At 53.0% G+C, this 25,987-nt stretch carries 23 protein-coding genes and 3 pseudogenes; 23 read left to right on the plus strand and 3 right to left on the minus strand.

The window, feature by feature from the left end:
• The first annotated feature begins 17 nt into the window (after window positions 1–17).
• From CK498_RS15835 to CK498_RS15845, 3 genes are all read left to right on the plus strand, one after another.
• Entirely contained in the window at window positions 18–1,013 is a 996-nt protein-coding gene (locus CK498_RS15835; RefSeq protein WP_095621829.1) for a hypothetical protein, read from the plus strand.
• Between the two features lie 168 nt (window positions 1,014–1,181).
• Entirely contained in the window at window positions 1,182–2,174 is a 993-nt protein-coding gene (locus CK498_RS15840) for a DUF6708 domain-containing protein (RefSeq protein ID WP_095621830.1), read from the plus strand.
• A gap of 123 nt (window positions 2,175–2,297) precedes the next feature.
• Window positions 2,298–3,365 (plus strand): hypothetical protein, encoded by a 1,068-nt coding sequence (locus CK498_RS15845; protein WP_095621831.1) that lies wholly within the window; start codon window positions 2,298–2,300, stop codon window positions 3,363–3,365.
• Window positions 3,366–3,408: 43 nt separating this feature from the next.
• Here CK498_RS15845 and CK498_RS15850 read toward each other — a convergent pair whose 3' ends face one another.
• Entirely contained in the window at window positions 3,409–4,341 is a 933-nt protein-coding gene (locus tag CK498_RS15850) for a nucleotidyl transferase AbiEii/AbiGii toxin family protein (protein ID WP_095621832.1), read from the minus strand.
• Window positions 4,334–5,092, minus strand: a complete 759-nt coding sequence (locus CK498_RS15855; RefSeq protein WP_095621833.1) for a type IV toxin-antitoxin system AbiEi family antitoxin domain-containing protein — start codon at window positions 5,090–5,092, stop codon at window positions 4,334–4,336. Before CK498_RS15855 ends, CK498_RS15850 begins: the two co-directional genes overlap by 8 nt.
• A gap of 401 nt (window positions 5,093–5,493) precedes the next feature.
• Between CK498_RS15855 and CK498_RS15860 the strand changes: the two genes are divergently transcribed.
• Genes CK498_RS15860 through trpC form a run of 3 tightly spaced genes read left to right on the plus strand, consistent with a single transcriptional unit; the run spans window position 5,494 to window position 7,963 of the window.
• Entirely contained in the window at window positions 5,494–6,087 is a 594-nt protein-coding gene (locus tag CK498_RS15860) for an anthranilate synthase component II (RefSeq protein WP_095621834.1), read from the plus strand.
• Window positions 6,088–6,100: 13 nt separating this feature from the next.
• The gene (gene trpD / locus CK498_RS15865; RefSeq protein WP_095621835.1) at window positions 6,101–7,120 is read left to right on the plus strand and encodes an anthranilate phosphoribosyltransferase; all 1,020 of its coding nucleotides are present in this window, start codon (window positions 6,101–6,103) and stop codon (window positions 7,118–7,120) included.
• A gap of 36 nt (window positions 7,121–7,156) precedes the next feature.
• Complete coding sequence (gene trpC, locus CK498_RS15870; protein ID WP_095621836.1) at window positions 7,157–7,963, plus strand: indole-3-glycerol phosphate synthase TrpC; 807 nt, start codon at window positions 7,157–7,159, stop codon at window positions 7,961–7,963.
• Between the two features lie 73 nt (window positions 7,964–8,036).
• Here the strand turns inward: trpC and CK498_RS15875 are convergent, their stop codons facing one another.
• Window positions 8,037–8,600, minus strand: coding sequence for a bactofilin family protein (locus CK498_RS15875; RefSeq protein ID WP_095621837.1), 564 nt, complete (start codon window positions 8,598–8,600; stop codon window positions 8,037–8,039).
• A 176-nt stretch (window positions 8,601–8,776) separates the two neighbouring features.
• On the opposite strand from CK498_RS15875, the gene CK498_RS15880 reads away from it, so the two are divergent.
• The 17 genes and pseudogenes from CK498_RS15880 (at window position 8,777) to CK498_RS15945 (ending at window position 25,971) form a co-directional block, all read left to right on the plus strand.
• Entirely contained in the window at window positions 8,777–9,346 is a 570-nt protein-coding gene (locus CK498_RS15880) for a bactofilin family protein (protein ID WP_095621838.1), read from the plus strand.
• Between the two features lie 300 nt (window positions 9,347–9,646).
• Window positions 9,647–10,069, plus strand: coding sequence for a fosfomycin resistance glutathione transferase (locus CK498_RS15885; RefSeq protein ID WP_095621839.1), 423 nt, complete (start codon window positions 9,647–9,649; stop codon window positions 10,067–10,069).
• A 270-nt stretch (window positions 10,070–10,339) separates the two neighbouring features.
• On the plus strand, window positions 10,340–11,197 hold the full coding sequence (locus CK498_RS15890; RefSeq protein ID WP_095621840.1) for a tyrosine-type recombinase/integrase: 858 nt from the start codon (window positions 10,340–10,342) through the stop codon (window positions 11,195–11,197).
• Window positions 11,190–12,341 carry an IS91 family transposase gene (locus tag CK498_RS15895; protein WP_095621841.1) on the plus strand — a complete coding sequence of 384 codons (1,152 nt, stop codon included), beginning with the start codon at window positions 11,190–11,192 and terminating at the stop codon, window positions 12,339–12,341. Before CK498_RS15890 ends, CK498_RS15895 begins: the two co-directional genes overlap by 8 nt.
• 351 nt (window positions 12,342–12,692) lie before the next feature.
• Complete coding sequence (locus tag CK498_RS15900) at window positions 12,693–13,244, plus strand: dihydrofolate reductase family protein (RefSeq protein WP_095621842.1); 552 nt, start codon at window positions 12,693–12,695, stop codon at window positions 13,242–13,244.
• 74 nt (window positions 13,245–13,318) lie between these two features.
• Complete coding sequence (locus tag CK498_RS15905; protein ID WP_095621843.1) at window positions 13,319–14,872, plus strand: sigma-70 family RNA polymerase sigma factor; 1,554 nt, start codon at window positions 13,319–13,321, stop codon at window positions 14,870–14,872.
• 26 nt (window positions 14,873–14,898) lie between these two features.
• Window positions 14,899–15,606 (plus strand): hypothetical protein, encoded by a 708-nt coding sequence (locus CK498_RS25835; RefSeq protein WP_141246963.1) that lies wholly within the window; start codon window positions 14,899–14,901, stop codon window positions 15,604–15,606.
• Window positions 15,607–16,457: 851 nt separating this feature from the next.
• Window positions 16,458–16,979, plus strand: a complete 522-nt coding sequence (locus CK498_RS25840) for a hypothetical protein (RefSeq protein ID WP_141246964.1) — start codon at window positions 16,458–16,460, stop codon at window positions 16,977–16,979.
• Between the two features lie 77 nt (window positions 16,980–17,056).
• Window positions 17,057–17,594: pseudogene (locus CK498_RS26985) on the plus strand (transposase); the annotation flags it as partial.
• An 86-nt stretch (window positions 17,595–17,680) separates the two neighbouring features.
• Window positions 17,681–18,628, plus strand: a pseudogene (locus CK498_RS26990) (transposase); the annotation flags it as partial.
• A gap of 200 nt (window positions 18,629–18,828) precedes the next feature.
• Window positions 18,829–19,452: a hypothetical protein gene (locus tag CK498_RS25845; protein ID WP_141246965.1), complete on the plus strand. Its 624-nt coding sequence runs from the start codon at window positions 18,829–18,831 to the stop codon at window positions 19,450–19,452.
• 128 nt (window positions 19,453–19,580) lie between these two features.
• The gene (locus CK498_RS25850; RefSeq protein ID WP_141246966.1) at window positions 19,581–20,486 is read left to right on the plus strand and encodes a hypothetical protein; all 906 of its coding nucleotides are present in this window, start codon (window positions 19,581–19,583) and stop codon (window positions 20,484–20,486) included.
• Window positions 20,487–20,622: 136 nt separating this feature from the next.
• On the plus strand, window positions 20,623–21,303 hold the full coding sequence (locus CK498_RS25855) for a hypothetical protein (RefSeq protein WP_141246967.1): 681 nt from the start codon (window positions 20,623–20,625) through the stop codon (window positions 21,301–21,303).
• Window positions 21,304–21,442: 139 nt separating this feature from the next.
• On the plus strand, window positions 21,443–21,760 hold the full coding sequence (locus CK498_RS25860) for a hypothetical protein (RefSeq protein ID WP_141246968.1): 318 nt from the start codon (window positions 21,443–21,445) through the stop codon (window positions 21,758–21,760).
• A gap of 193 nt (window positions 21,761–21,953) precedes the next feature.
• On the plus strand, window positions 21,954–22,586 hold the full coding sequence (locus CK498_RS15925) for an FRG domain-containing protein (protein ID WP_095621846.1): 633 nt from the start codon (window positions 21,954–21,956) through the stop codon (window positions 22,584–22,586).
• 488 nt (window positions 22,587–23,074) lie between these two features.
• Window positions 23,075–24,591: pseudogene (locus tag CK498_RS26890) on the plus strand (IS3 family transposase).
• Window positions 24,592–25,188: 597 nt separating this feature from the next.
• Complete coding sequence (locus CK498_RS15945) at window positions 25,189–25,971, plus strand: NYN domain-containing protein (RefSeq protein WP_176475813.1); 783 nt, start codon at window positions 25,189–25,191, stop codon at window positions 25,969–25,971.
• Window positions 25,972–25,987 lie beyond the last annotated feature (16 nt).

Below are 25,987 nucleotides of genomic sequence, written 5' to 3' on the forward strand. Positions count from 1 at the left end.
GATCAAGGAAAGGCTTAATGTCCGCTAAAGAGAACCTTGGTGATTACTACGCCGACACGGCCTATACCCCCACCAAGCGCCAGCAGTGGGAAGAGGCGAACCCAGAGCGGGATACCATCATAGGCTCGCGACTATCCTGGAATCGCCGTACGCAGGATAATGGAACGAACGAAGAGTATGGTTATAATAATATCGCTATTTCCCAAAACTGGGAAAGCCAGCGTGTTGAAAAAAAGCTAGAAGGTGACGATATCTTCAAAGAGATGAAGGTGCGTTATGATTACCAGAGCATTATGCCACCAAACTATACGTCTCTGGCTAAATACCTTCATATTGTCATGGCATTTTCGATTGGCTTTTTTTGTTTGTTTTCATTCGTATTGTGCTTAATTTTATTTGGAGCCTTTCTATTTTGGGTTTTTGGAGGTGAGGATTTTGGCTATTTTTATGGAATGTCTCGTGACGGACTCTATTATCTTCTTCCATTAATACTGCCTTGTTTGATGCTTTGGAAGGGAGGTAAATATGTAGAAAAAAACTATCCGGATGTTTTCTTTGGAATGCGAAAAAAACCTCTCTGGCAATCCAACCGTAAGACGGGTTTGTTCACCATTTACGACCCCAAAAAAGCCTGGGAGCAACGCCTGGAAGCCCCTTTCTGGGAGTATGACGCCTTTCTGCAGAGTTCCCCCGATACCCAGGGCAGTGCTACCTACTCGCTGATTCTCTACCACCCCTTCAAGCGGGTCCGCCAGAAGCTGGACGCCCAGTTTCCGCCGACCAAGATGCCAGGCGAACTGGTCGCGGCCTGGCAGTACCTGCAGCGCTATATGGACGTCTCCCAGCCGTTACCGGATGTGCCAGGTCTTGAGATTCACCGCCATAAGGACCCCACCACGGCAGCAGCCGATCAGCGCAAAGGTCGCAATCCACGCTACTGGCGGGACATGGACGAGGCCAGCGTAAAGAAGATCCAGGAAGAGAAGTACCGCAAGAATATCCGCCTGCGCTAGGCCAACGAAGGCGAGTCAATCAATGGGCCTCTCCAGGGGGGCCGCGTTCTTCCATTGGCTGATAGGGCAATGCTGGGCATTGGGGTAGGCGCAGTGCGCCTACCCTGGCGGTAGCGTGGGGGACTCTTATGCGATTTAGCCCCCATCAAAATTGAGATCGGGTAGTCTATGCAAAGCATCAAGACGTATTTCGCCAACCTCTCTCAACGGCTAGGCCTAGCCGACGAGTTGATTGTGCTATCTCCCAAGCGTCGGGCTGCTCAGCAGCCCATGCAGTTGGGTGAGGTGCAGGATCAGACCGAGCACTATCTGGATCTATCTAGCGGTGCGGAAGAGGGGAAGGGGGTATTCACAGGAGTGTGGGGGTTAGGGGCAGTTTATATGTCCCTAATACTATTCCCCATTGTTTTTCAGGATTGGGAAGGTGTTGTCTTTGTATTTACAACGATGGCCGTAATGTTTGGTATTACTACAGCCGTCTTTTTGATTGAGGTTTTTTGGCCGTCTTCCTCTCCCATTCGCTTTAATCGCCGAACTAGGGAAGTCTATTTCCAGGACAAGGACAAGCTCTACCATGTCCCTTGGGATGAAGCGGTGGCCTGGATGCAGGAGAGCCGCACCGTGACCCAATATACCGGAGCAATGACAGAAACCCCGTTACAGCTGTTGCTACAGCGCTATGGGTATCCGGAGGAGGTGATCGCACTTTGCCTCAACCTGCCCATGGGACGAACTGCGGAAACTCAGGGCATGTTGTGGGAGTACCTACGCTGCTATATGGAGAAGGGTCCTTGGTTCGATAATCAAGGTAATACTATACCCACTCCCAGAAGGGAAGAAGTGTTGGATAAACACAGTCAGAAGCACCGGTCGGCAAAAATCCATCTTCAACTAAATCGTGATTTAGTTAGAGATGGGGTTATGTCAAGAGGACGTTTGTGGGCAACAACTATTTTCGAGATTTTCATGCTCCCGCTATTTTTCTTACGTGACAAAGTCGTTAAATATTCTTGTCAGCGTGCCGCCCGTAATCAATGGCATCCTTTAGTCAAGGAGCGTTGCCGCGCGGACGGCCCAAGCACCAGGCTCTATGACTTGGAGGTTGCCGAGGGATTACATCAGCATATTTCCGTTGATAATAGTATCTTTAGCAAGAAGTGACAAGGTGTTATAAGAAGGGGGCTGACTGTTATAAAGGTGTTTTCCGCCACCACGCTACTGGCGGGATATGGATGACTAAATAGACTGGATTTCCAGAGGGGGCAGTATCAAGGAATTTCGCGTATGAAAGAGATTTTCCCTGCACTCTATAGCCCTAGTGCCTATAGGGCAGAAGATATTCCTTCATTGCCTGAAGCCCCGAGGAAAAGAGGGCGTGTGGGGGAGGACCTTTTACCCTTTGGAGATTATGCGTATATCGATCCCTATCAGCAGGTGTGTGCCGATGCCGAGCTGGTGCAGAATATGGAAAGAGAAAATACTTCATTCTACGATTCGGAAGATTGGTGGTGGGATAACAAAAGGATTCGTTTTATCAAAAGCAAGCTGGGACTTTCTATACTATTGATGGCGTTTCCAGTGTTGTACTTTTTATTGCTTTTAGCTTTTCCATATTGGGTTTCTGTTAGTTTTTTGGGCTATTTTTTTGAATACAATGGTTTTGTTGGGATGCTTGCTATGCTCGTGATATTAGGGGGAGGGGGTCTGGGGGCGGGAGTGATAGGTGCATATACCTGCCAAACCGTCATGGGGGCTATTATTAGAGGGGGGGCTCACGTGATGAGCCCTCTTCGTGGGTGGTTTTCCAATCATGGAGATAATTATATGGATAATCGCCGGAGCGAACTGAATCGTCAAACAGGAATGGTTAGCTTTGCTCAGGGAAAAAAGACTCCCCCGCTTGTCGCTCCCTTTATTGAATTTGATGGCTATGTTGAGCGAGTGGTGCAGCGTGGCGGTGTTTTCTACCGCTTGATGTTTGTCCATCGCTACACAGGAAAACAGTTTAACCAAACCTCGCTGAGTCCTATCGTCGACCATCAGCATGAGGTAAGAGCCACTTGGGATATGCTGCAACGCTACATGGACGTCAGCCAACCGTTGCCTGATGTGCCGAGGCTTGAGCCGTTTCGTCACCTTGACCCTACCACTGCTCAGCATGATCAGGAGACAGGGCGCGACCCTCGCTACTGGCGTGATCTTGATCTGGAGGAGTGGAAGGAAAACGAAGGGGGTGCAAAGCGGCAGGCCCAGGTCGACTACCCTTGGCATCAACAGCGTTGCCGGCTCACACCCAAGCTTGGACAGATCGACATGGCAGCCTACCAAGCTGGATCGCCCCGGGTTTCATAGACACTTCCAGGCCCAATACTGAAGGCATCGCCAAGCACCTGCCTTAGTGCCTGGAGGCGGAGACGGCCAGCCCTGCATCAAGAGCATCAGCGTGCGCGATAAAGTCTTTCGGACGACGTTTCTGAAAGGTGTTCAGGTTGGCGAGTTTCCAGCGCAGGGCCGGCAACTGCTCGGCATGCGGACATTGCAGCAGTGACCAGTCGGGTTGCGCCCGGGTCAGCCCGCTCAGGAACTGCCGGTGGGCATCACTCAGCCGTCGCGCCAGTTCACGTCGCAGCCGGGCACGGGTATCAAGCAGGGCTTCCAGCGAACAATCCACCTCGGTCATGCCGACGAAGGCGCGCTCGTACTCGTTGGCGATGTCCTTGTCGTTACCGAACAGCACTTCATGGGTCGGGCGGTTGTGCCCGGCCAGATAGACCACGAAGCACTCGACCATCGCGTCGGTGAGGCTGCCTGTCTCGAACACCTGCAGGACGTCGAACAGATCCCGAGGATGCTGGCGATCCATGGCGGCGACCAGCTTGCTGGCATAGAGCTCGTCCGTGGCCAGCGTCGGCACTTCGAACTCGACGCCGAACAGATCACTGGTTCGGGCGCTCAAGGTACTGCGTTCGACGGGCAGCACGGTGCCGCGAAACACCACATTGACCTCGACTTTCACCTGGCTGGTCTCGTTCTCCGCGATCAGCTTGGTGTCTCCGAGATCCTTGCTGCGGATCAGGCGGGTTTGCACGCCGAGACGTCCGACGCGCTGCGCGATGGCGGCCAGTTCCTCGTTGATGGCCTGCAACGCCGCGTCTCGCGGCGTCTGCCACGGGAGGTAGACTACGTCGATGTCCACTGACAGGCGGGGCATATCCTGCAGAAACAGGTTGATGGCGGTGCCGCCCTTCATGGCGAAGATGTTGTTGTCGAACACGTCGGGAGCGATGCTCAACAGCAGGCGAACGGTGTCGGCGTAATGTTTATCCATGAGGTTTCAGACTCAGTAAGGTGCCGTCATCCAGGCGACTCATCCAGCGCTTGTTGCTGCCGGTGCGTACCGAGTACTGCTCCAGTAGCGCATCGACGTCGGCCACACCAGTCTCCCGTGCCCAAGTCAGGAACAGGCGCACGGCTTTGACGCTGGTACAGCAGGCCAGCAGACGCCCGAGTACATCCTTGCGCGGTGATCGCAGGCCGTCGAACAAGTTGCGGGCCTCTTCGAGGCTTTCCCGGGTGCCAGTCTCGTAGAGCAGTTCCAGAACGGCACGCTCTGGTACGGCTACCTGTAGTCCGTCCGCCTGTCCCGGGGGTGTGTGCAGGGTCTTGTCGGCGAGCGCGTCATCGGGCCAATCGAACAGCCTGGCGTTGACGTACCGTGCCGGGAATCGCTTGGTGAACCAGGCAGGCAGTGTAAAGCGGGCGTCACCCCAGAGCACCAGGGTCTCCCGGGAGGCCAGGTTGTGTCGCACCCCCTGCATCGCCAAAGCGCTCTTGCCCCCCACATGCAGGCCGGCGACCCTCTCCTGCAGGAATTGCAGGGCCCCGCTGACGTCGAAGTCGTCATTCGGGAAGGCATAGATGCCATGCGCGAGGCGCACCAGCCAGCCGCTCTCCGCGTAGCGGGCGGCCAACTGGGGCGACACGCCGAAGGATTCGAGCATGGCGAGGTCGAACGGCGCCCCACGGGGGAGCTCCGTCAACAAGCGCTTGATTACCTGATGTCTAGTATTTCCACTCATGGTTTAAATATAGTGCAGAAACTAATCATGCGCTACGCAGAGACAGAGAAATGCATGGAAATTAGCCTTATGATTGAATTTGGTGTGCAAATCTAATCAAGCGCGGTCCCGAAGGCCGGCTTTGCCCAGCAAGACATGCCAGATTACTGGCCACGCCCCCCAGCATTGACACCCGGCGCCCCTCGGCGGCATGATTCTGTGATGATCCGATTTCAACCGACACGCCGTATTCGCCAGTGGTGGCGCTCCTGATCAGGGGCGGCACGCTGACGAGTGAAAAATGCCGCCGTCAGGGCGGCATTTTTGTGTCTGCTGACTCCCTGCACGGCTGGCGCAGTCCCTGAGAGCACTGGGTAACGGCGCCGATTAGCGACAGTACACACCATAGGGAATACAGAGTCATGGCCACGTCCGTGCTAATGATCGATAATTACGACAGCTTCACCTACAACGTCGTGCAGTACCTGGCCGAGCTGGGGGCCGAGGTGCACACCTACCGCAACGACGCCATCACCCTCGAGGAGATCGAGGCGCTGGCGCCGAGCCACCTGGTGGTCTCTCCCGGCCCCTGCACGCCCAACGAGGCGGGCATCTCGATGGCCGCCATCGAGCACTTCGCCGGCAAGCTGCCGATCCTCGGCATCTGCCTGGGCCACCAGGCCATCGGCCAGGTCTACGGCGGCGAGGTAGTGCGCGCGCCCCAGGTGATGCACGGCAAGACCTCCAGGGTGCGCCACGGCGGCCATGGCGTATTCGCCGGCCTCGAGGACCCGCTGGAGGTAACCCGCTATCATTCCCTGGTAGTGGCCGCCGAGACCCTGCCCGAGTGCCTCGAAGTGACCGCCTGGGTGGATGACAGCGACGTCACCCCCGGCTTGATCATGGGCCTGCGCCACAAGACACTGGACATCGAAGGGGTGCAGTTCCACCCCGAGTCGATCCTGACGCGCCAGGGGCACGAGCTCCTGCAGAACTTTCTTTCACGTCGCGCCTAACGGAGACCGCCCCATGCAGATGCGAGAGGCCATCGACGCCGTGATGCGCGGCCAGAGCCTGACGTTCGACCAGACCCACGCGGTAATGCGCACCATCATGACCGGCGAGGCCACCGACGCCCAGATCGGCGGCTTCCTGATCGCGCTCTCGATGAAGGGCGAGAGCGCCGAAGAGATCAGCGCCGCCGCCCAGGTGATGCGCGAGCTGATGACCCCGGTGAGCGTGCACGGCGAGAACGTCGTCGACATCGTCGGCACCGGCGGCGACGGCGCCAACCTGTTCAACGTCTCCACTGCGTCGAGTTTCGTCGCGGCGGCGGGCGGCGCCCACGTCGCCAAGCACGGCAACCGCAGCGTTTCCTCCTCCTCCGGCAGCGCCGACCTGTTCGCCGTGGCCGGCATCAAGATCGAGCTCGACGCCGAGCAGGTGGCGCGCTGCATCGACCAGGTCGGGGTCGGCTTTATGTTCGCGCCGATGCACCACCAGGCCATGCGCCACGCCATCGGCCCGCGCCGCGAGATGGGCGTGCGTACCCTGTTCAACATCCTCGGCCCGCTGACCAACCCGGCCGGTGCCCCCAACCAGCTGCTCGGCGTCTACGACCCCAGCCTGGTGCGGCTGATGGCCGAGGTGCTCAAGCGCCTGGGCAGCCGCCATGTGATGGTGGTCCACGCCGAGGATGGCCTCGACGAGATCTCGCTGGCCGCGCCGACCCGGGTCGCCGAGCTTAAGGAGGGCGAGATCGTCGAGTACACCATCGCCCCCGAAGACTTCGGCATCGAGCGCCAGGCGCTGACGCCGCTCAAGGTGGTTACCGCCGAAGACAGCCTGCGGCTGGTGCACGAGGCCCTGGCCGGCGACGGCCCCGCAGCGGATATCGTCGCCCTCAATGCCGGCGCCGCCCTTTACGTTTCCGGGATTGCCGATACCCTCAAGGAAGGGGTAGCCATGGCCCAGGACGCCCAGGCCTCCGGGCTGCCGCGGGAAAAGATGAAAGAACTGGCCGACTTCACCCGGGTGTTTGCCGACTGACGGCACCTCGAACCGCTGCCACGGGGATACAGCAAGATGACAAGCACACAGGGAATGCCCACCATCCTGGCGCAGATACTGGCGCGCAAGGACGAAGAGGTACACGAGCGCAGCCTGGCGGTGACCGAGACCGACCTGCTGGCCCTGGCGCGCCAGCAGAGCGCGCCGCGCGGCTTCGTGAAAGCGCTGGACGAACGCATCGAGGCTGGCGACCCGGCGGTGATCGCCGAGATCAAGAAGGCCTCGCCCTCCAAGGGTGTGATGCGTGAAGACTTCCGCCCCGGCGAGATCGCTACGAGCTACCAGGCCGGCGGCGCCGCCTGCCTCTCGGTGCTCACCGACGCCGACTTCTTCCAGGGCCACGAAGACTTCCTGATCGAAGCCCGCGAAGCCTGCGACCTGCCGGTGATCCGCAAGGACTTCATCACCCACGGCTACCAGGTCAGCGAAGCCCGCGCCATCGGCGCCGACTGCATCCTGCTGATCGTCGCCGCGCTGGACGACGCGCGCATGCTCGACCTCTACCAGCAGGCCGAAGGGCTGGGCATGGACGTCCTGGTGGAAGTGCACGACCAGCGCGAACTCGAGCGCGCCCTGCGCCTTGAGCTCTCGCTGGTGGGCATCAACAACCGCGACCTGCACACCTTCGACACCCGCCTGGAAACCACCTTCGAGCTGCTCAGCCACATCCCCGAGGGGGTTACCGTGGTCACCGAGTCCGGTATCCACACCCACGACGACGTACTGCGCATGCGCGAGCACGACGTGCACGGCTTCCTGGTCGGTGAAGCCTTCATGCGTGAAGAGGACCCCGGCGAAGCCCTGCGGCGGCTGTTTTTCTAAACCGGAAGCCAATCAGCAGCAACAACAACGGGCAGCCTGGGCTGCCCGTTGTGCGTTTGGGAGGAAGGCGCGCCTAGCGCGACGTTACGCGAACCTTGGCCGTTAGCCAGGCGCCTTCTGCGCATTTCATGCGCTTCGCCTCGATGCTGCCGCGGACCCGTGCACTAGGGAGCAGGATGGCCTGATCGGTAGCCACCAGCAGGCCCTCGACGCGACCGGCAACGCTGATCAGCCGTGCCTCGATGCGGCGGGAGACGCCCCCCGTCTCGGTGATGGTGACAGGCTGATCCGGCGCCTCGACGTCGCCTTCGATGGTACCGTGGATCACCAACGGCTGCCGGGAGCGCACCTTGCCTGCAATGTGTAGGGTCTCGCCGATCAGGCTGCCGTCGGGCGCCGACAAGCGCTGGGTGGGCGCCACCAGGGGCACCGTCGGCAAGCTAACCTTGGCAGGCTGCTCGGCCTGGAGCGACGGCGTGGCAGGCTCACGTGGCGAGGCGAGTTGATGCTGGGGGGAAGCGTGCAGGGCAGGGGCCTGGTTGGCCACGGCACGCTTGCGCATACGTCGCTTGCCATCCAGCATGATCAGGATGAGCGCCACTACGCCCGCGATGAATAACGCGTCTCCGCCCCCCATAGCCGCCCCTTGATAGAAGTGAGATGCCCAGCGTCAGTATAGGCGGCTCGCGCGAGAGGCAGAAAACACGACTAACGGCCGTTTTCATTGGCTACTCTTGCCTTTGATCTTACTCCGACGCGGCAATACTCCTAGTATCGCACCGTTCCCCCTTACGCTACCCGGAGCCTTTCCCTATGTTCAGCAAGCACAAGCCCACCAGTGTTCCTGCCGACCATACGGTGTCGCCTCCCGCTTCGTCATACACTGCCCCAAGCAGGGACGAGCCGCGCAGCGGTAACGGGCGCCCGGCCACCATCGGCGCCCATACCAGCATCGAAGGCAGCGTCGTCGGCGAGGAGGAGCTGATCATCGACGGCCAGGTAGTCGGCACGGTGGAGTTCAAGCGCAACACCGTCAGCATCGGCAACGATGGCCGCGTAGAGGGCGATATCGTCGCACAGACGCTGCACGTGGCTGGCAGCGTTGAAGGGCGCCTGATCGCCTCGCACAAGATCACCGTTCACCACACCGCGCAGATCTCCGGCACCATCATCACCCCCTGCCTGGTGCTCGAGGACGGCGCCGTCTTCCAGGGCAACATCGATATGGATGCCGAGAACGACGTCCTGCGCTCCGCCTTCGGCGGCAGCGTCAGCACGCCGGCGCCCCAGCCTTACGCCCAGCACGACGCCGAGCCCGCAATCGACGATGACGACGCCGACGAATCCGCCGAAGCGGAAACGCAGCGCGAAGAGAATACCTGAGCCAACCAAACGGCTACATCGCCACTATCACCACCGACAACGGGCAGCCTAGGCTGCCCGTTTCCGTGCAAGTAAGCCATTACTTACTCATCACTAACCCAATGCAAAGCCACGAACTGCGTTGATAAGTGGCGCCTGATCCGTTTTGCTGGCAAGGAGCATCCCGCCTAGTATGAAAACCTAAGGTCGCTAAGACGGCTGGATAAAACAAGCAGTACGCACGGGACTACCGCATCAACATGATATGCAGTCTCGGGGCGGTAGCGTGGCTAACGATTAACCACCGCTAGGGAGATGGCATTGATCACCGGCATTAACCACGTCACCTTGGCCGTCAGCGACCTTGAGCGCTCATTCGCCTTCTATACCGAGGTGCTTGGCCTCACCCCCCTGGCGAAATGGCAGCGCGGCGCCTATCTACAAGCCGGCGACGACTGGATCTGCCTATCGCTGGATGCCGACGCACGCAACGCTCCCCATCCCGATTACACCCACCTGGCCTTTTCCGTACCAAGCCAAGCCTTCAACGACACAGCAGACGCCATCCGTGCCAGCAACGCCACTATCTGGAAGCACAACAGCAGCGAAGGGGACTCCCTCTACTTCCTCGACCCAGATGGGCACAAGCTGGAAATCCACTCCGGCGACCTTAATAGCCGCCTGGCGGCACTCAGGGAACGTCCCTACGACGGGCTGGAGTGGTTTGTTCAACAGCAAGGATGATTGAAACCGGCAAATGCAGCGCGCTCGCGAATTCTGCATAGATCGCCTAATTATTCTTAGCCTCATGAGATATCAATGGGTTAGGGGAAACGCGGTAGGCTAGATAAGATTGTTGAACGCGCCAGCTCGTTCAAGATAATGAACGAGCGTGCTATCCAATACCTGTTGAACTAAACCGCTTCGCGGTAGCTGTCGTCGCATCCTGTCTTTCGCCCCATCGCACCACACTGTTCCTTGACCCACGTGGGTCAGAGAACAGGAGTGATGACGATGACTGCCTTACGACAGAAGATGATCGAGGCCATGCGTCAGCGTGGCTTTGCACAACGTACCCACACGACCTACCTGATGGTGATCACCGACCTGGCGTGCTACTTCCATCGCTCGCCTGACACGTTGAGCACCGATGACTTGCAGCACTTCTTCCACCACCTGGTTCAGGAGCGCGGTTTGTCCGCCGCCAGCTGCCGCGTCTACCTATACGGCGTGCGTTTCCTGTACCTGCACGTGTTGCACTGGCCGTCGGTGGAGGTATCGCTGGTGGTGCCGAAGACACCGCAGCGGATTCCAGAACTGCTGACGCGCGACGAGGTGAGGCGGATCCTGGCCGCGTGCCACAACCCCAAGCATCGCATGATGCTCGAACTGTGCTATGGCTGCGGACTGCGCGTGAGCGAGGTCTGCCACCTGCGGGTCAGCGACATCGACAGCCAGCGCGGCCAGCTGCGTGTCGCGCAGGGCAAAGGCGCGAAGGACCGCATGGTGCTGCTCACGGCGACCCTGATCGATCGCTTGCGCGATTACTGGCGAGTCTATCGACCGCGGACCTGGTTGTTTCCGAGTGCCCTGTTCCCGGATCGTGCGCTGCATTTGAGTGCGCCACAGAGAGCCTTTAGCAAGGCCAAGCGGCTGGCCGGTGTCGAGCGCATTGGAGGCATCCACAGCCTGCGCCATGCCTACGCCACGCATGTGCTGGAACAGGGGCTGCCGGTGCATCAGCTGCAGCGGCTGCTAGGCCATCGCAGCGTCCAGTCGACGATGCGCTACATGCACTGGCTGCCGGGCCAGCAGGGGGCTGGTCATGCGCCTATCGACCTGGTCGCGTCCCTGGAGGTGGGCCATGGCTAAGACCGCCACCCTCCAACAGGCCCTGTCGCGCTTTCTTGACCTGGCCGGCCTCGATCGTCAGCGCCGCCGGGTATGCCACCACCTGCTGGCCTGTCGTACCGAGGCGATGGGCGGCATGATCCTGCAATGTACGGATTGCGACCACACCCAGCCGCACTACTTCGGCTGTCGCGATCGCCACTGCCCGCAGTGCCAGGGCCGTGCCATGCACCAGTGGGCCGAGCGTCAGCAAGCGAATATCCTGCCGGTGCGCTATTACCATGTCGTGTTCACGCTGCCCCACAGCCTCAACGGCTGGGTTCAGCTGCATCCCGAGGTGATCCACCGGCTGCTGTTCCAGAGCGCCTGGCAGACGCTGCGCACCTTCGGTCGCGATCCCAAACGCCTTGGCGGCGAGATGGGCATGAGCGCCGTGCTCCACACCTGGGGCCAGAATCTGAGCCAGCATGTGCACCTGCACTGCCTGGTTCCCGGCGGTGCGTTGGGCGACGATGGCCGCTGGCATGGTGCGCGTAGCCACTACCTGTTCCCAGTGAGGGCGCTGTCGCGCCACTTTCGTGGTCACATGGTTAGCGCCCTGCGCCGGGCGGCCACTGCTGGCGAGCTCCACCGAGTCACCCGACCCGGTGACGTTGATCAACAGCTCAATACCTTGATGGCCACCGAATGGGTGGTCTACAGCAAGGATTGTCTCGAGCACACCCACGCCGTGGTCCGCTACCTGGCGCGCTACACGCGCCAGATCGCCATCAGCAACGCCCGCATCCTCGCCGTGAACGACCACCAGGTCACCCTACGCTACAAGGACTACCGCGACCGTGACCGACACAAACGGCTCGTCCTCGATGGCGAAGAGTTCGTGCGCCGCTTCCTGCTCCACGTCCTGCCCAAGGGGCTGATGCGGGTCCGTCACTACGGCTTTCTGGCCAATCGCTGCCGGCGACGACGCCTGGCCCAGATCCGCCAAGCGCTGATGGTGGCGGAGACGGCACCGGATACCGACATGGCCGCCAACGACAAGGATTCAGCCTACACCTGCCCGCACTGCCGGCGACCGACACTGCGCGTCACCGGGGCCCTTACGCCTCAGCGGCCGCCCCTCGGTCGACCACCCAACCACAGGGGGCAACGCTATCGAGCATGAGATAACGCCAGACACACCACGGCGTCGGGCCAGACAATGGACTCGACGATCCGGCCCGCTAGTGGGCCGTGGCGGCACTCGTCCTGGCGATGGCTTTTAACAAGCCGGCGCGTTACGTTGGGGTAAATTGGGTCGGGAAAAGATGGGCATAGTGATCACGAACACGGTTCACACACGTCACCAGGGCACTGCTCCCGAGCGATCTATCCCCCCCAGGCAGCGCAGCGGTCAATACAATACCCTATAGAAGCGGCGCAGCAGCTTGAGGGGCGGCTTAGTCCAACAGGCATTTATTCGCCATGCTGCGCACAGCGAACAAATGCTGAACAGTTATACGACGAGGGAGACCTGATGACTATTAAGTGCTCTGTTTATATTGCAGCAAGCGTCGACGGATTTATTGCCACTCCCGACGGTGGCGTCGAGTGGCTCGAAAAGCCTGAGTACTCTGCAGTGCCCATGGAGGGGCTGAGCTATGATGAGTTCATCTCAACCGTAGATGCGCTTGTGATGGGCAGAAATACCTTCGAAAAAGTACTCACCTTTGGAGCTTGGCCGTACGAAGGAACGCCGGTGGTGGTTCTTTCCAGCGCTGAATTGGCAATCCCGGAACATTTGGGAGATGCGGTCAGGCATGAGTCAGGAGAACCAAAAGAAATTGTTGAACGGCTCGCCAAAGCCGGTATGCGCCATCTCTACATTGACGGCGGGGTTACGATCCAGCGGTTCCTGAAAGACAAATTGATTAATGAGCTCACAATCACCCGCATTCCCGTGCTGCTTGGGGCGGGCCTCCCGCTCTTTGGGGACGCTGGCCCTGAGCAGAAGCTAAAACTGTCGCAGGCGACGGCATCCGATAACGGGTTTGTCCAAGAGCGCTATATAGTTGAAAACGTCGTATAACAATCGGTTGCAGCGGACGGCTCACGCCGCCACTGAACCGAAGCGTTAGGCGATACCTCTATCGAGGAGTATAAATGGGCATTGAAAGTGAATTGGTAGATTTCCTAGAGAGCAGCATCAAGGACGGAGCGAATAAAGCTAGGGATATTGAAATTGTAAAATTCTACTATGGGCTAAATGAGTCGCCTTGGCCTACATTGGAGGAAACTGCAAGCAAGTTTAGTGTAGGTACTAGAGAAAGAATTAGACAACTACTAAATTCTAAATTCAGAGATAATGTCAGCAAAAGTTCTATACCCTCTCTGAACGATTTTGTTGATGCCGTAAAATCCAGAGATTATTGGCTCATCTCAGAGCTTGAAGAAAAGGTTTGCACCTCTGAGCTAATCGATAGCGAAAGTCACTTAAAGGGGATCTTTAATCTAATTGAAGATGTAGGGCTTGATTGTGAATTTGATTTTTATACTCCGGAGTTAAAGCGAGCCACGAGGAATTCAATTTTAACTAGCAAAAATATATTCTTGATTAGGAAGTCTAGTGTCAAGGGTATTGAAAAGATGCTTAAAAAAGCACAGGGGGTGCCGGGTCGCTGTGGCATTGCGAATTTGAAGTATCTAAATGAAGAGCTTGGCGAATACTATTCGCTCATTTCGTTGTTAATTGAGAGCTCGCCTACGTCTTGGGTTAGAGTTATCGACGATGATTACTGGTATATTTTTGAAAATCGAGATAACACCATTATCAATTACTGCGAAAAGGTTTTTGGTGTTATCGAGTATTGCGATTCTGCGAGGCTTGCAGCGACATTTAGAAATGCCTTAGATGGGAGGACCTATAAGTACCCATACCCACCTGAAAAAATAATCGAGGAATACTCAGTAAGTTCTGTCTACATGGTCAATACGGGCTCTGGTCTAAAGTTCGTCGGACAAACTACGAAACTAAATGAAATTGAAAAAGACTTGATATCTTTCCTTGATTCCGGTAAGACTGCATCGTTTCCTGAGCTTCGAGATTATTTGTCAGAAAAAGGCTATGGAAGCGCCCATATACAGAAAACCACAAATTCCTCACCGTTGGTGCATGTAGATAAGACAAATGGCCGGATGCATTATATTTATAGTCTTATCGGTCATCGGGTTTCATCAGATGATGATAGGTCAGTTATAGATGCATATGAATTTTACCTCCGAAGATTAAGAGCACTCCTTGGTGCTGGGACGGATGAGACCAGAGAACAAACTGCAAGAAAAGAGCAGTACATATTAAAAGAATGGTTATTTAAAGATAAAACTCATGAAAATTGTGCTATTTGCGGGCAAGAGTTTAATGTGAAAACTTTGGTCACTGCACATAAGAAACCTAGGTCAGACTGTAATGATGCAGAGCGCTTAGATCCATATATTGTAATGCCTGTATGTTTGATGGGGTGCGATTATCTTTATGAAAATATATATATCTATATCGATGGCACTGGGATTGAGAGAGGTGTTTCTTTTCCGAACGCAAGCGCTGAATCTAGGTTTATTGAACACCTTGTTGGACGGGAAGTTGATAAAAAATGGCTTTTAGGCAATCAATCTTACTTTCGGTCGCCTAACAAAGCATTGCAGCGGACAAGCCGCTGAATGCGGCGTTAAATGGATGATGAGGCATGGATAAACGTTGGAGTATCTACATTGATATCGAGGGGTTTGGTGCGCGCTACGATCAGACCATGGCCGCATTGCTTCCTCTTAATGCCTTGATGGAAGGGATCTACTTGGTAGGCAGTAAAAAATACGATGATGATGTTAATCGTCTTTTTGCTCACCAGTTTGGCGATGGCTTTGTCATTGTTAGCTGTTTCGAAGAAGAAAAATTGGACCGGGCAACCTCAATTGCGATAGCTTTGATGCGTCATGTACTTGCATCGGGAGGGCTTGCCAAAGCCTCAATATCTGAGGGTGGATTTTCTGACATAAAAAGCTGTAACCCAAAGCCAGTTACCGATAATGAACACGACGGTATTGTATCCATTGGCGGAGGTTTGATGACTATTATTCCAGTAATGGGAACAGCGTTAATAAATGCTGTTTCTGTTGATAAAAGGAGTCCTTCAGGGTCGCTGCTTACGATAGATTCAACCAACAAAGACCGTATATCTTTCAATTTCCAATCAAATGGAATAGAAAATAATCTCCATTCGATCAACTGGCTGATTGGTGAGCACGACCTAGTTAATGAGATCTTGGCCGAATCAGGATTGAAAATTCAGCCTGAAGAAGAAAGAGTAAAAACGCTTAAAAAGTACATAAAAGATAATAAACTGAAGCCAAATTGGATAAGGACTACCTGCTTTGAACAGAACATATCCATTTAACAATCGCAGGCACGGCGATGTCTTTTCCATTGCGGCTTCGCCTCCATTCCAAAGCCGCGCATGCTGCGGGCGTTGGGCGAAGGATTCATTATGCTGAATAGATGGCGTCTGGAGCGAGCGAAAAGGCGGGCAAGAAAAATCATTGAGTCGAACCGGAAAGCCTATAGTGATTGGTCTTGTTCAGTGCCTGAGTTAGTACGCTCGGTGACACAAAAGTTTGCCCATGATTGCGTCCCAAATGATCTAAAAGCGCCGATAGTTTCCGTAGTGAGTGAGAATGTCGCAAAGGGCTTGTATCAAGCACAAATGGAAGAAATCTGGGGTGACTCTGTGCAGATTGATCTCGGGTCGGAGCCTGTCCCTAGAAAAGCTGTTGTGCCCGTCCAAGGGCGGAGTAAAGCTATTGCCGAAAAACGAGCGACAGCCGTAATTTCGCAAGGTGTTTCAGGGCACATCGTGGCATTTTTGTACCCGCCATCGTCAGATGTCTCTAAGCCGGAGAAGGCCGCCTATTTGGTCAGAGTGTGGCAATCGCCCCAAAAGCTAAAGAAAAGACACATCACGCAGTTGCTCATGTTGATGTACAAAGTCGATTTATTCTGTTGTACAGAAGCATTCCCAAATAGAGTGGGCGAGAGACTCTCTGGTACATTGCGGGTAAGAGACGCAGTGCTTTCAGAGGGCGGATCGAGGATTTGGATCTGGATCAAATACGCGTATAGAGTCGTGGCGGGCGGCCTTCGAGTATATGGCATTGGTGCGCCTCGTGTCCCATGAACGCCCAACAATGCGCTGCAACCGACGCGGGCAAGCCGCGCGGTTGAGCGCTGGCGTTACATTTAGGTAAGAGTATGGAAATAGAACTGGCTTGGTCATCAATTTTCAAGATATTTGCGATGGGTTTTTTAACTTATGTCATTGCGCCAGTCTTATTAACCATTCGTGATTCTGTTGTGTGGTGGGCCATTTATAAATTTCTGTATACAGAGAAAGTCCGAGATATTATGTCGCAGTACTGTCTAGATAGAGCGTGGGTGGATCACGCTGGTATCACCCCGTTTAGGATATACGGTATGGGTAAAGAGCAGAGATTCTATCTAGGCGAAAGAGAAGTTGAGCGTGAAGTGTTTTTCGGCCAGAAAGAAGTGTGGGAAAGGCTTTCAACTAAAACTGCACAGCAAGGTGCATATCTTAAGAATATAGAGAAGCGGATAGATCGATTGCTGAAGCATTATAAGCAAGAAGATGGAAATCCTCTTAGAGATAATAGAGCTAGCCTATATCAAGGATTCAAAAGGTCGTTTACTGATGAAGGATCGGAATGTAACAAGTCAAGTCAGAAGGATGCACAAACAACGCGCGCCTCTGCTTGAGGCGTTGAGGCTGTAGAAAAAGCCCACAGCCCACGCCGTTTTGGTAGGATCGGGAAAACAGCCTAGGAGTGGTCAACATGCCCCGCTTCAAGCCCTACAACCATGATCAGAACGCCATGGTGGTGATCAACTACCAGGACCAGCTGCAGCCCGGCACCTTCGAGCACGCTGTGCACTACCTGATCGAACACAAGCTGGACCTGTCGGTTTTTCATCCCCAATACCGCAACCACGACACGGGCCGTCTGGCCTATGATCCCGCCATCCTGCTGAAGATCATCCTGTTCGCCTATTCCAAGGGAATCACCTCCAGCCGCGAGATGCAGTGGTGCTGTGAAACCAACATCATCTTCAAGGCGTTGTCCTGCGATACCGTCCCTCACTTCACCACCTTGGCGAAGTTCGTCAGCAGCCACGCCGATGAGATTGAAGATCTCTTTGAGCAGGTGCTGCTGGTGTGCCATGAGCAAGGCCTGCTAGGCAACGAGCTCTTTGCTATCGACGGCTGCAAGATGCCCTCGGATGCCTCAAAGGAGTGGTCTGGCACCTTCAAAGAGCTGGCTGAGAAGCGGGAGAAGCTACGACGGTTGGTTCGCCATCACCTGCTGGAGCACTACGCGCGGGATGAAGCCGAGACGGAGGCCGACCTTGGCCGGGATATCCGTCGAGCCAAGACGATCCTCTCGCTAGATGCTGCCATGAACAAAGTCGATCGCTTCCTAAAGACGCACAGCCCAAGGATGGGCCAGGGGAAGCGGAGCAAGGAAGTGAAGAGCAACATCACGGATAACCAAAGCGCCAAGATGACCACCAGCAAGGGCACGATCCAGGGCTATAACGGCGTGGCCACGGTGGACAAGAAACACCAAGTCATCATCGATGCCCAGGCGTTTGGAGAGGGGCAGGAACACCACACGCTGCAACCGGTGTTGGAAAGGGTGAGGGCTCGCTTCAAGAAGCTAGGCATTGCTGACGACATCTACCAGCAGGGCACCGTCGTCACCGCTGACACTGGCTTCGCCAATGAGGCCAACATGAAGTACCTGTACGAGCGACAGATCAACGGCTATGTGCCGGATAATCAGTTCCGCAGCCGGGATCCGAAGTTCGCTCATCAAAAAGACAAATACGGCAAGCGCCACTAGAATCTGCCGAATACGGGTTGGAAAAGCACCATCCCCGCCAGTGAATTTCAATTCGATCCGGTGACCATGACCTGTATCTGCCCGGCTGGCGAATCCCTCACCTACCGGGGGCAACGGGAAGCCGAGAATGGCAAGGTTCGGGCACATTTCGAAGGCAGGCTGCTGCAATGCCGGCACTGCCCGAAGAAACATCAATGCATGCATAATCCAGCCTCAGCAGATCACCGCAACGGCGCTGGTCGGCAAGTATCCTTTACGATGAAGCGCGACGGACAACCGAGCTACACTGACTGGATGAAGCACCGAGTGGATAGCCAGCAGGGTAAGGAAATATATAGCCATCGAATGTCAGTGGTGGAGCCGGTATTCGGCAACATCGGTACCACGAAACGCTTGAACCGATTCGGTCTTCGTGGAAAGAAAAAGGTGCAAGGGCAATGGCAGCTATACTGCGTGATACACAACATTGAGAAGCTCGCCAATTACGGTCGATTAGGCACGTGAAACAAGGGCTAGAAGGCCTGAAAGAGACCGCTAAATGCCGGTGATGAGTGCCTTTGACATCATCAAGAAGCTGAAATGGCCCTTAGGCTCTCCTTGGCCAAGGAAATTGTCCATTTGGTGAGCGTTACACAAAATCAGAAAGCGGGCGTAGGGAAGGGCTCAGAATCGGGTTTTTCTACAGCCTCGTTAGGGGGTACAGGATGAATCCAACGAGTTTTATTTGTGAGCGCTCAGCAGAATATATATTGGTTCCTCAGGTAATAGAGGCACTTAGAGATAATTTCCGATATGTAGTTCCTATATACCCATGGATTTCGAGAGAAGGGAGTAATATATCTAAGCTGGTCAATGGATCCTGTTCTTTCAAAGTGCTTGGACTGTATCCACGGCGCCCCAAGTTATTGCCGAACGATGACAGAACAATAGTGAAATTCAGCGAACAAATTATCTATGGCGCAAAAGCTAGTCAGAAATTGGGAATCCCTATTATTGCTGGTTGTCCATTGGCAAAAAGTTTTTGGGAATTAAGTGAATGTGAAGACTTTCTTTGGGCAGATTTGGCTGAGTTCAATGCTAATGATATTGATTATTGTGCAGTGATTAATGCTCAGGGCGTAATAGAAGAGGAACCTGAAGGTTACTTCTTTAAAGATATTGACAGGGTTTCTGAAATTATTGATCGTTCCGATAAGCACTTTGATATAAGTACATTTATTGATGCAATTAAAGAGATCAAGATGATCAGCAGGGGTGTAGGGCACTATATCCCAATGTATTTTATGGGGGGGTATAAGCCTGTATACTTTCTGCTAGCAAACCCCTAACAAGTCAAAGCACGCGGACTCGGCAAAACTGTCACCTTTTTCGATTGCGCAAAAAAACCGCCAATTTCACAAATCCGGTATTTGTGGCGTTAGCCGCACAAGAGTTCATCTTCAAGGAAGTAGTAAAAATGAAGTTTAAAAATCAGGCATACGAAGACCTCGTTAAAGATTTAATTAATGATGCCTTTTACATCGACTCAAGATCAAACAGAGGTAAGATCTCAACAATTCGACAATATGCAGAAGTTGTCATACGGAAATTAATAAATTCAAACCGAACAGATAAGGTCACCCTTGGTGAGTTTGATAGCATTATAAAGCTAAAAGAAGTTAGCTTGAATGACAAGAAACTAATAAACTCAGTTCGTAAGCTACAAAAGTTCGGAAACAAATGTACTCACACACAAAACACAAACCCTATTTCCGATGATGATGTAGATTCAGCAATTAATGCATTGTTTAATCTCTATGCTGGTCTATTTGTTTTGCATTTTAAGAAATATGAATTTGGTTCCAGTAATGAAATTGTTAGTGCATTCTCTATTCTGCCTCCCATTATTAGATATATTGTTCTTGAAAATTTATACGAGAATGATAAAGCCAACTTGTTAGTGATTGATAAGCTATGTCTTGTACTACTCAAAGCATTTGACAAAGAAAATGCTTTAGCGTGGATAAAGGAAAGAGAAGAAGAGTTATCTAACACACTACCATATACATCAGAAGCAATTGCTGACATAGAAACTGCTCACGGGAAACTGTGTGCGGAGGCTATCGTAGCTAATGCACCTGAGAACATGTATATTTCTTGCCTTGATCGTTTAGAGGAAGTGGCGCAAATCCTCGAGCAACAAGGGTTGCTTTACAATAACTTCGAGCAGGCAAAACAGCTCTATTTGGAAAAGGGAATTCTAGATAACGATAAACCAGAAAACAGACATTTCAATGACATAATGGAATTTGTGTATCTTGGACGAAAAATAGAAGAGAATGAAAAGCTCAAGGACCAGCACCTTTATAATGTCACAGTCTAATTCAGCAGTGCGGCTAACAAGAAAATCCAGGTGACGCCTACGGCGCACCTGATTTAGGCGTTATGTAGCGTGATGTCAATTCTTTTCATGTATATTATCTTCATGAAAATATTTGTATTTAGGGTTGAAGCTCGGAATGAATAAGAGAATAGAGATCCAGTATCAAAGAAATTTTGACACACTGCTTTTTGATAGTGTTGAAATGTTATTTCGTAGCTTGGATCGAGAAACGAATTTTGATTTTGGGCAAACTCTCGCTCGAAGCTCAATGATTAATTCCATACTTATGCTGGAGCTGGTTGCAAATATTTGTATAGAAACGCTGGATCTTGAGAGATCCGTTTTTAATGAAATTGACAAATTGTCTGTTTTAGGTAAGTTTGATTACTTTCTGAGAATTTCTTTCAGGAATAAAAAGATAGATAGAGGGAGCAAGGAAGTTGAAGGTATTAATGAGTTAAAAAGACTCCGTGATGGCTATGTTCATATGAAGCCTCATAAAATTGAGATGGAAATTATAGGTGATAGCGGGTCAGGGGAGTTCGAGACCACTAATCTTCTGGGTATTCCTAAAAATCCTCAGGGGTGGGATCAAACCTCTGCGATTTCCGTAATGTCTGCTGCACATGGTTTTTTAAAGTATTTCTTCAAAGAAAAGTGTAAATATAGTGCTGCTAAAGTAAGTTCCTTGCTTTTTTCTGAAGCGAAAATACCAGGTAGTGAGGGTGCAGGAATACCGGTCCTTTATAAAACAACACGGACCGAGTTAATGAATCTTGGTATAGATATTTCATACGTAAAAGTGATGTGGGTGTAGAGATTCTGAATTTTATACATAAGGTAAGTCCACATAACCAGTGCAGTTACGGTGACGCCCTTTGCATTGCGCCTTCGGCTATATTCCAAGGGCGCGCATGCTGCAAGCGCTATGCAGTGTCGGCGGTAAGGAAATCAACATGAAGTTTATTTTTTTTGCGTTTTTACTGTTAGCCTCTTTGAAATCAATTGCCGCCGACTCTAGCGAAAAGCAAGAATATTGTGACAATATTGCAACCTTTGCAGCACAAACGGCTGAAGCCAGATTAAGTGGAGAATCATTTTCCTCGGTTATCCGAAGAATTGATGAACTTGAGTCTAGTTCAGGAGTAAAGGCTCTGTTTAAGGGTATTGCTTCCGATGTATACACCGAGGAATTTTCTCCTGAGGAAGCTTATTCCGACTTGATCTGGTCATGTCTGAACTCGCTCAAGGATATTAAAAGAGGCGATAGCTAAGCTGCTCAATTTTTGATAATCTCTGAGTATGGGTTCGAATAACAAGCCAAGGCAGTGAGACATATTTTTTCGCTGCGCTCGAATACAAAAAGTGTGCCTCTGCTTAGGGGCGTTATGAATAAAAGGGGGGGGGCGTGAGAAAAGCGAAAGTTAGCACTTTTGTTGATTTTATAAAAGAAACAGATTTTTTGACATTGTATGCCATCCTGTAGTCTTTCGAGGGCAGACAGTTGAAGGCGGATTGTTACCAAGTATCGCTAGAAAAAATCCCAATGTAGATACAACCGAGCTAGAGAAGCAGGTAATAAACCAACTAAAGTTACAAAGTGCCTCGATGTTATCTAGTATAGGTGAAACGGACTTAGATCTCTTGGTGGCAGCCCAACATTATGGTTTGAAAACGCGTTTACTCGATTGGACTACAAATCCCTTGATGGCATTGTGGTTCGCCTGCTCTGATCATCAAAAAGGTGACGCATATGTGTATGGGTTGGAGGCAGATTCTCTTTTAGAAGAAGATGTATACGGACGTGATCCATTTACGCCTCTGAAAACCAGAATAATCCAGCCAAGGCTAAATAATCCGCGCATTATTGCGCAGCAGGGATGGTTTACCTTGCATCGGTATGCGAAGAAAAATAGCAAGTTTGTTCCATTAGAACAAAACACGGAAACAAAGAAGCATCTGAACGAATTTAGAATTCCTGCAGGCAGCAGGGGCGCAATGCTTGGAGCATTGGAGCGCCACGGGATTAGCTCTAAAACTGTTTTCCCCGATTTGGTGGGGTTGTGTAATCACTTAAATTGGAAGCATGAGCTATCATAACAATCGGCATCACTCGGACACCGCTACGCGTCGCCGATGTGCGGGACGTTAGCACCTTATGATGGAAGAACACGTACCATACGAACAAAGAGCTCGACGATCTCCAGATTTCATCGTGGAGTATGAAATTGACTTGGCTGACGAAATTGGAAATGCGAAGCCTGTGCAAGGCATGAGAGTAGACTTTCTTTACGACGGCGATGATCCTCAGACCGATGGGGTTCACATGATTTGGCCAGAAATACTCGATCAGAATGGCTTGGTAATTAGAGATACCACTCCTGGAAATATCCCCAAACGGGGTTATGCGAATATGTGGGTCGTTGATGAAGATTGCCGGAAGTACCACCATAATAGAATCAAGATTGGTACCAAAGGTACGTGGTGGCGCGGTGGCCCTATCCGTCAACGTAGTTGTCACCTAACCCAGATTAGAGGTGATCAACGTGCATTACTCCCCGGAGCGTAAGGAAGCCATCCTCAAGAAAATGGCACCGCCCATGAGCCTGACCATCCCGGAATTGGCCGAACAGGAAAGCATCACACCGACAACCCTCTACAATTGGCGGAAACAGGCCAGAGCAAGAGGACAGGTTTTGCCATCACGTTCCACCAAGCCCGATCAATGGACCAGCCAGGAGAAGTTCCAGATCGTCCTGGAAGCAGCGCCGATGAACGAGGCCGAACTCAGCGCCTATTGCCGCGAGCGCGGGCTCTACCCCGAGCAGGTGGAGGCCTGGCGGGATGCCTGTATGAACGCCAACGATGATGCAGCAGCGCAAGCCAAGCATCTTCGCCAGGCGCGCAAGGCGGAGCAGAAGCGGCTCCGCAAGCTAGAGCGCGAGTTGCACCGCAAGGACAAGGCCTTGGCCGAGACGGCGGCACTGCTGACTCTGTCAAAAAAGGCAGAGGCGATCTGGGGCACGACCAACGACGAGGACGACTGACCAGCCTCCCGGATCGCCAGCGCATCGTGACTCTGGTGCAAGATGCCCAGCGTGACGGAGCTCGGCTGGCCAAGGCCTGTCAGGTGATGGGCATCAACGTGAGGACCTATTATCGCTGGGTCGCAGAGGGCGAAGTGACGGCTGACCGCCGTCCCGATGCCGACCGCCCGGAGCCAGCCAACAAGCTGTCTCACGAAGAGCGAGAGGCGATCTTGGCGCTGTGCAACGCGCCGGAGTACCGAAGCCGCCCTCTGGCCTTCATCGTAGCCGATCAGGCGGACAAAGGCCGCTACCTGGCGTCTGAGTCGACGATGTATCGAGTTCTTGAGGAATACGGCCAGCAACATCATCGAGGCCGCCAGCAGGCCCCGCAGCGCAAGCGCCCGCCGACCACGCACCAGGCCACCGCGCCTAACCATCTGTGGTGCTGGGACATTTCGTGGCTGCCTGGCCCTGCGCGCGGCACCTGGTGGTACCTGTACTTAATCATGGACGTCTTCAGCCGCAAAATCGTCGGGCACGAGGTTTATGAAAGCGAGACCGGCGAGCTGGCCGCCTAGCTGATCCAGAAAGCCTGCTGGCGAGAGCACCTGACAGGCCGCCACAAGCCATTGATTCTGCACTCAGATAACGGCAGTCCGATGAAAGCGGCGACCTTCCTGGAGAAGCTGTACGACTTGGGTATCACCCCGTCGTACAGTCGGCCGCGAGTCAGCAATGACAATGCTTTTGCCGAGTCGGCCTTCAAGACGCTGAAGTACCGGCCGGGTTTCCCCGTCGACGGCTTCGCAACCTTGGTTGAAGCGCAGGAATGGGTCCAGCTATTCATCCAGTGGTACAACCATGAGCACCGGCACAGCGCCCTTCGTTACGTCACCCCAAGCCAGCGTCACAGCGGTGAGGCAGAGACCATTCTGGCGCAGCGCCGGAACGTGTTTGAGGCTGCGAAACAGCGCCACCCGGAGCGCTGGCCAGGTGACATCTAGAAACTCAACCTGCCGGATGTGGTGCACCTAAACCCTGAGCGGGACACGGCGCCACAGGCCGCAGGATTTTAAAGAGACGAAGTCATTTCATATGCCAACTATGTTGACAGTCTCCGATGGGCGAAAGTATAAAATAGCTGATTTTAGCCTTCTTAATCGACTGGTTTTTAATGTCGCTTTAATGTGCTCCAGAAATAATGCTTACAGCCTATATGAAAAAAGTGCAGCCCTTTCAATGTGTGAAAAGTTGTTTGGCATTGTGCTGCCTGATGTAATTAAATCCCTTTATCAAAGCGAAAGACTCGTACAAATTAATATTATTCCTCGAGTGTATAGCGACTTTACTGAAAAAAAACAATATCTCCCTCAGAGCCGTTGTTCGATTTGCTATTAGAGGATATCGAATATACTTCAGAGGTCGATGGTGAAGTGGAGTTTAAGAAAGGGATATACGCAAATCGTACATTTAAGTTCAGAATGTGCGGCATAGATATTATTATTCCGGCAGAGCTTATCATCAAGAATAATAATTTAGCCTTACAGGATGTTGGCGATTGGCGTATTTGAACTTACTTATAACAATCATATTAAATTCGCTCCCTATCGGTCGCCGGACGCTCGTCCCTCGCGCCGTTTATGTGGGCGTTAACTCTAAAAAAGGAGGAGCTTTTGAGTAAGATCAATGTATTCGTGGACGGGTCTTGGCTTTTCAAAGTTTGCAAGGCCGGCTCAGCTCTGGCCAAGGGGACCGCGAGCCCAACCTACCCTTTCCCATTCGATTTTTCGGGGTTTGTCTCGGCTTTAGTTGATCATGTGAAAGCTGAGACTGGAAACGATCAAGTGTCCTCGGGGAAGCTGGTGCTGTGTACATCCATTTTTGATCTGCCGGATGACTTTAACGATTGGCCTACAAAAATTCCTGAGGTGCTTCCAGATAAAGTTGAGTTAACAAAACGAGTTGTTCACGCCAAGGAAACCTTCTCTCAAAAAGCAAAAGACGCTGGCTTTTCTGATGAGGCGGAATTCCATGTAAAAATGAAACCTTGGATTATGTCCGCACTCGATAATGACTCTTACCAAGAGAAGCAAGTGGATACAACATTGGTCGCCTTACTTGTTAAGTCAGCATTCGATAGTCCCGACGACTATCACGCCGTTGTAAGTGGTGATGCCGATATGCTGCCAGCCTTGAGGGTTGCTTATCCCGACTACACGAAAAACGTCTTGGTGGTTACCACTCACCCGGATGAGCTGGACTCTGATCACAAGCACTCTTCATATTCTTACCTTGACTACAAGTGCGACATTGATCCGTTTTACTTCCAGCTAAACCTAGAGAGGGTTATGGAGGGCAACCATAAATATCGTTGCCACGAGTGTGGCAAGTTGTTTACCACTATCAACCAAATTCCGGGCAGTAGCTTACCTCGTTGCCGCGCGCACAGGAGTTAACAAAGTGGTCAACGGG

The sequence above is a fragment of the Halomonas salipaludis genome, assembly GCF_002286975.1.
In the GTDB taxonomy this organism is placed as follows: Bacteria; Pseudomonadota; Gammaproteobacteria; order Pseudomonadales; family Halomonadaceae; genus Franzmannia; species Franzmannia salipaludis.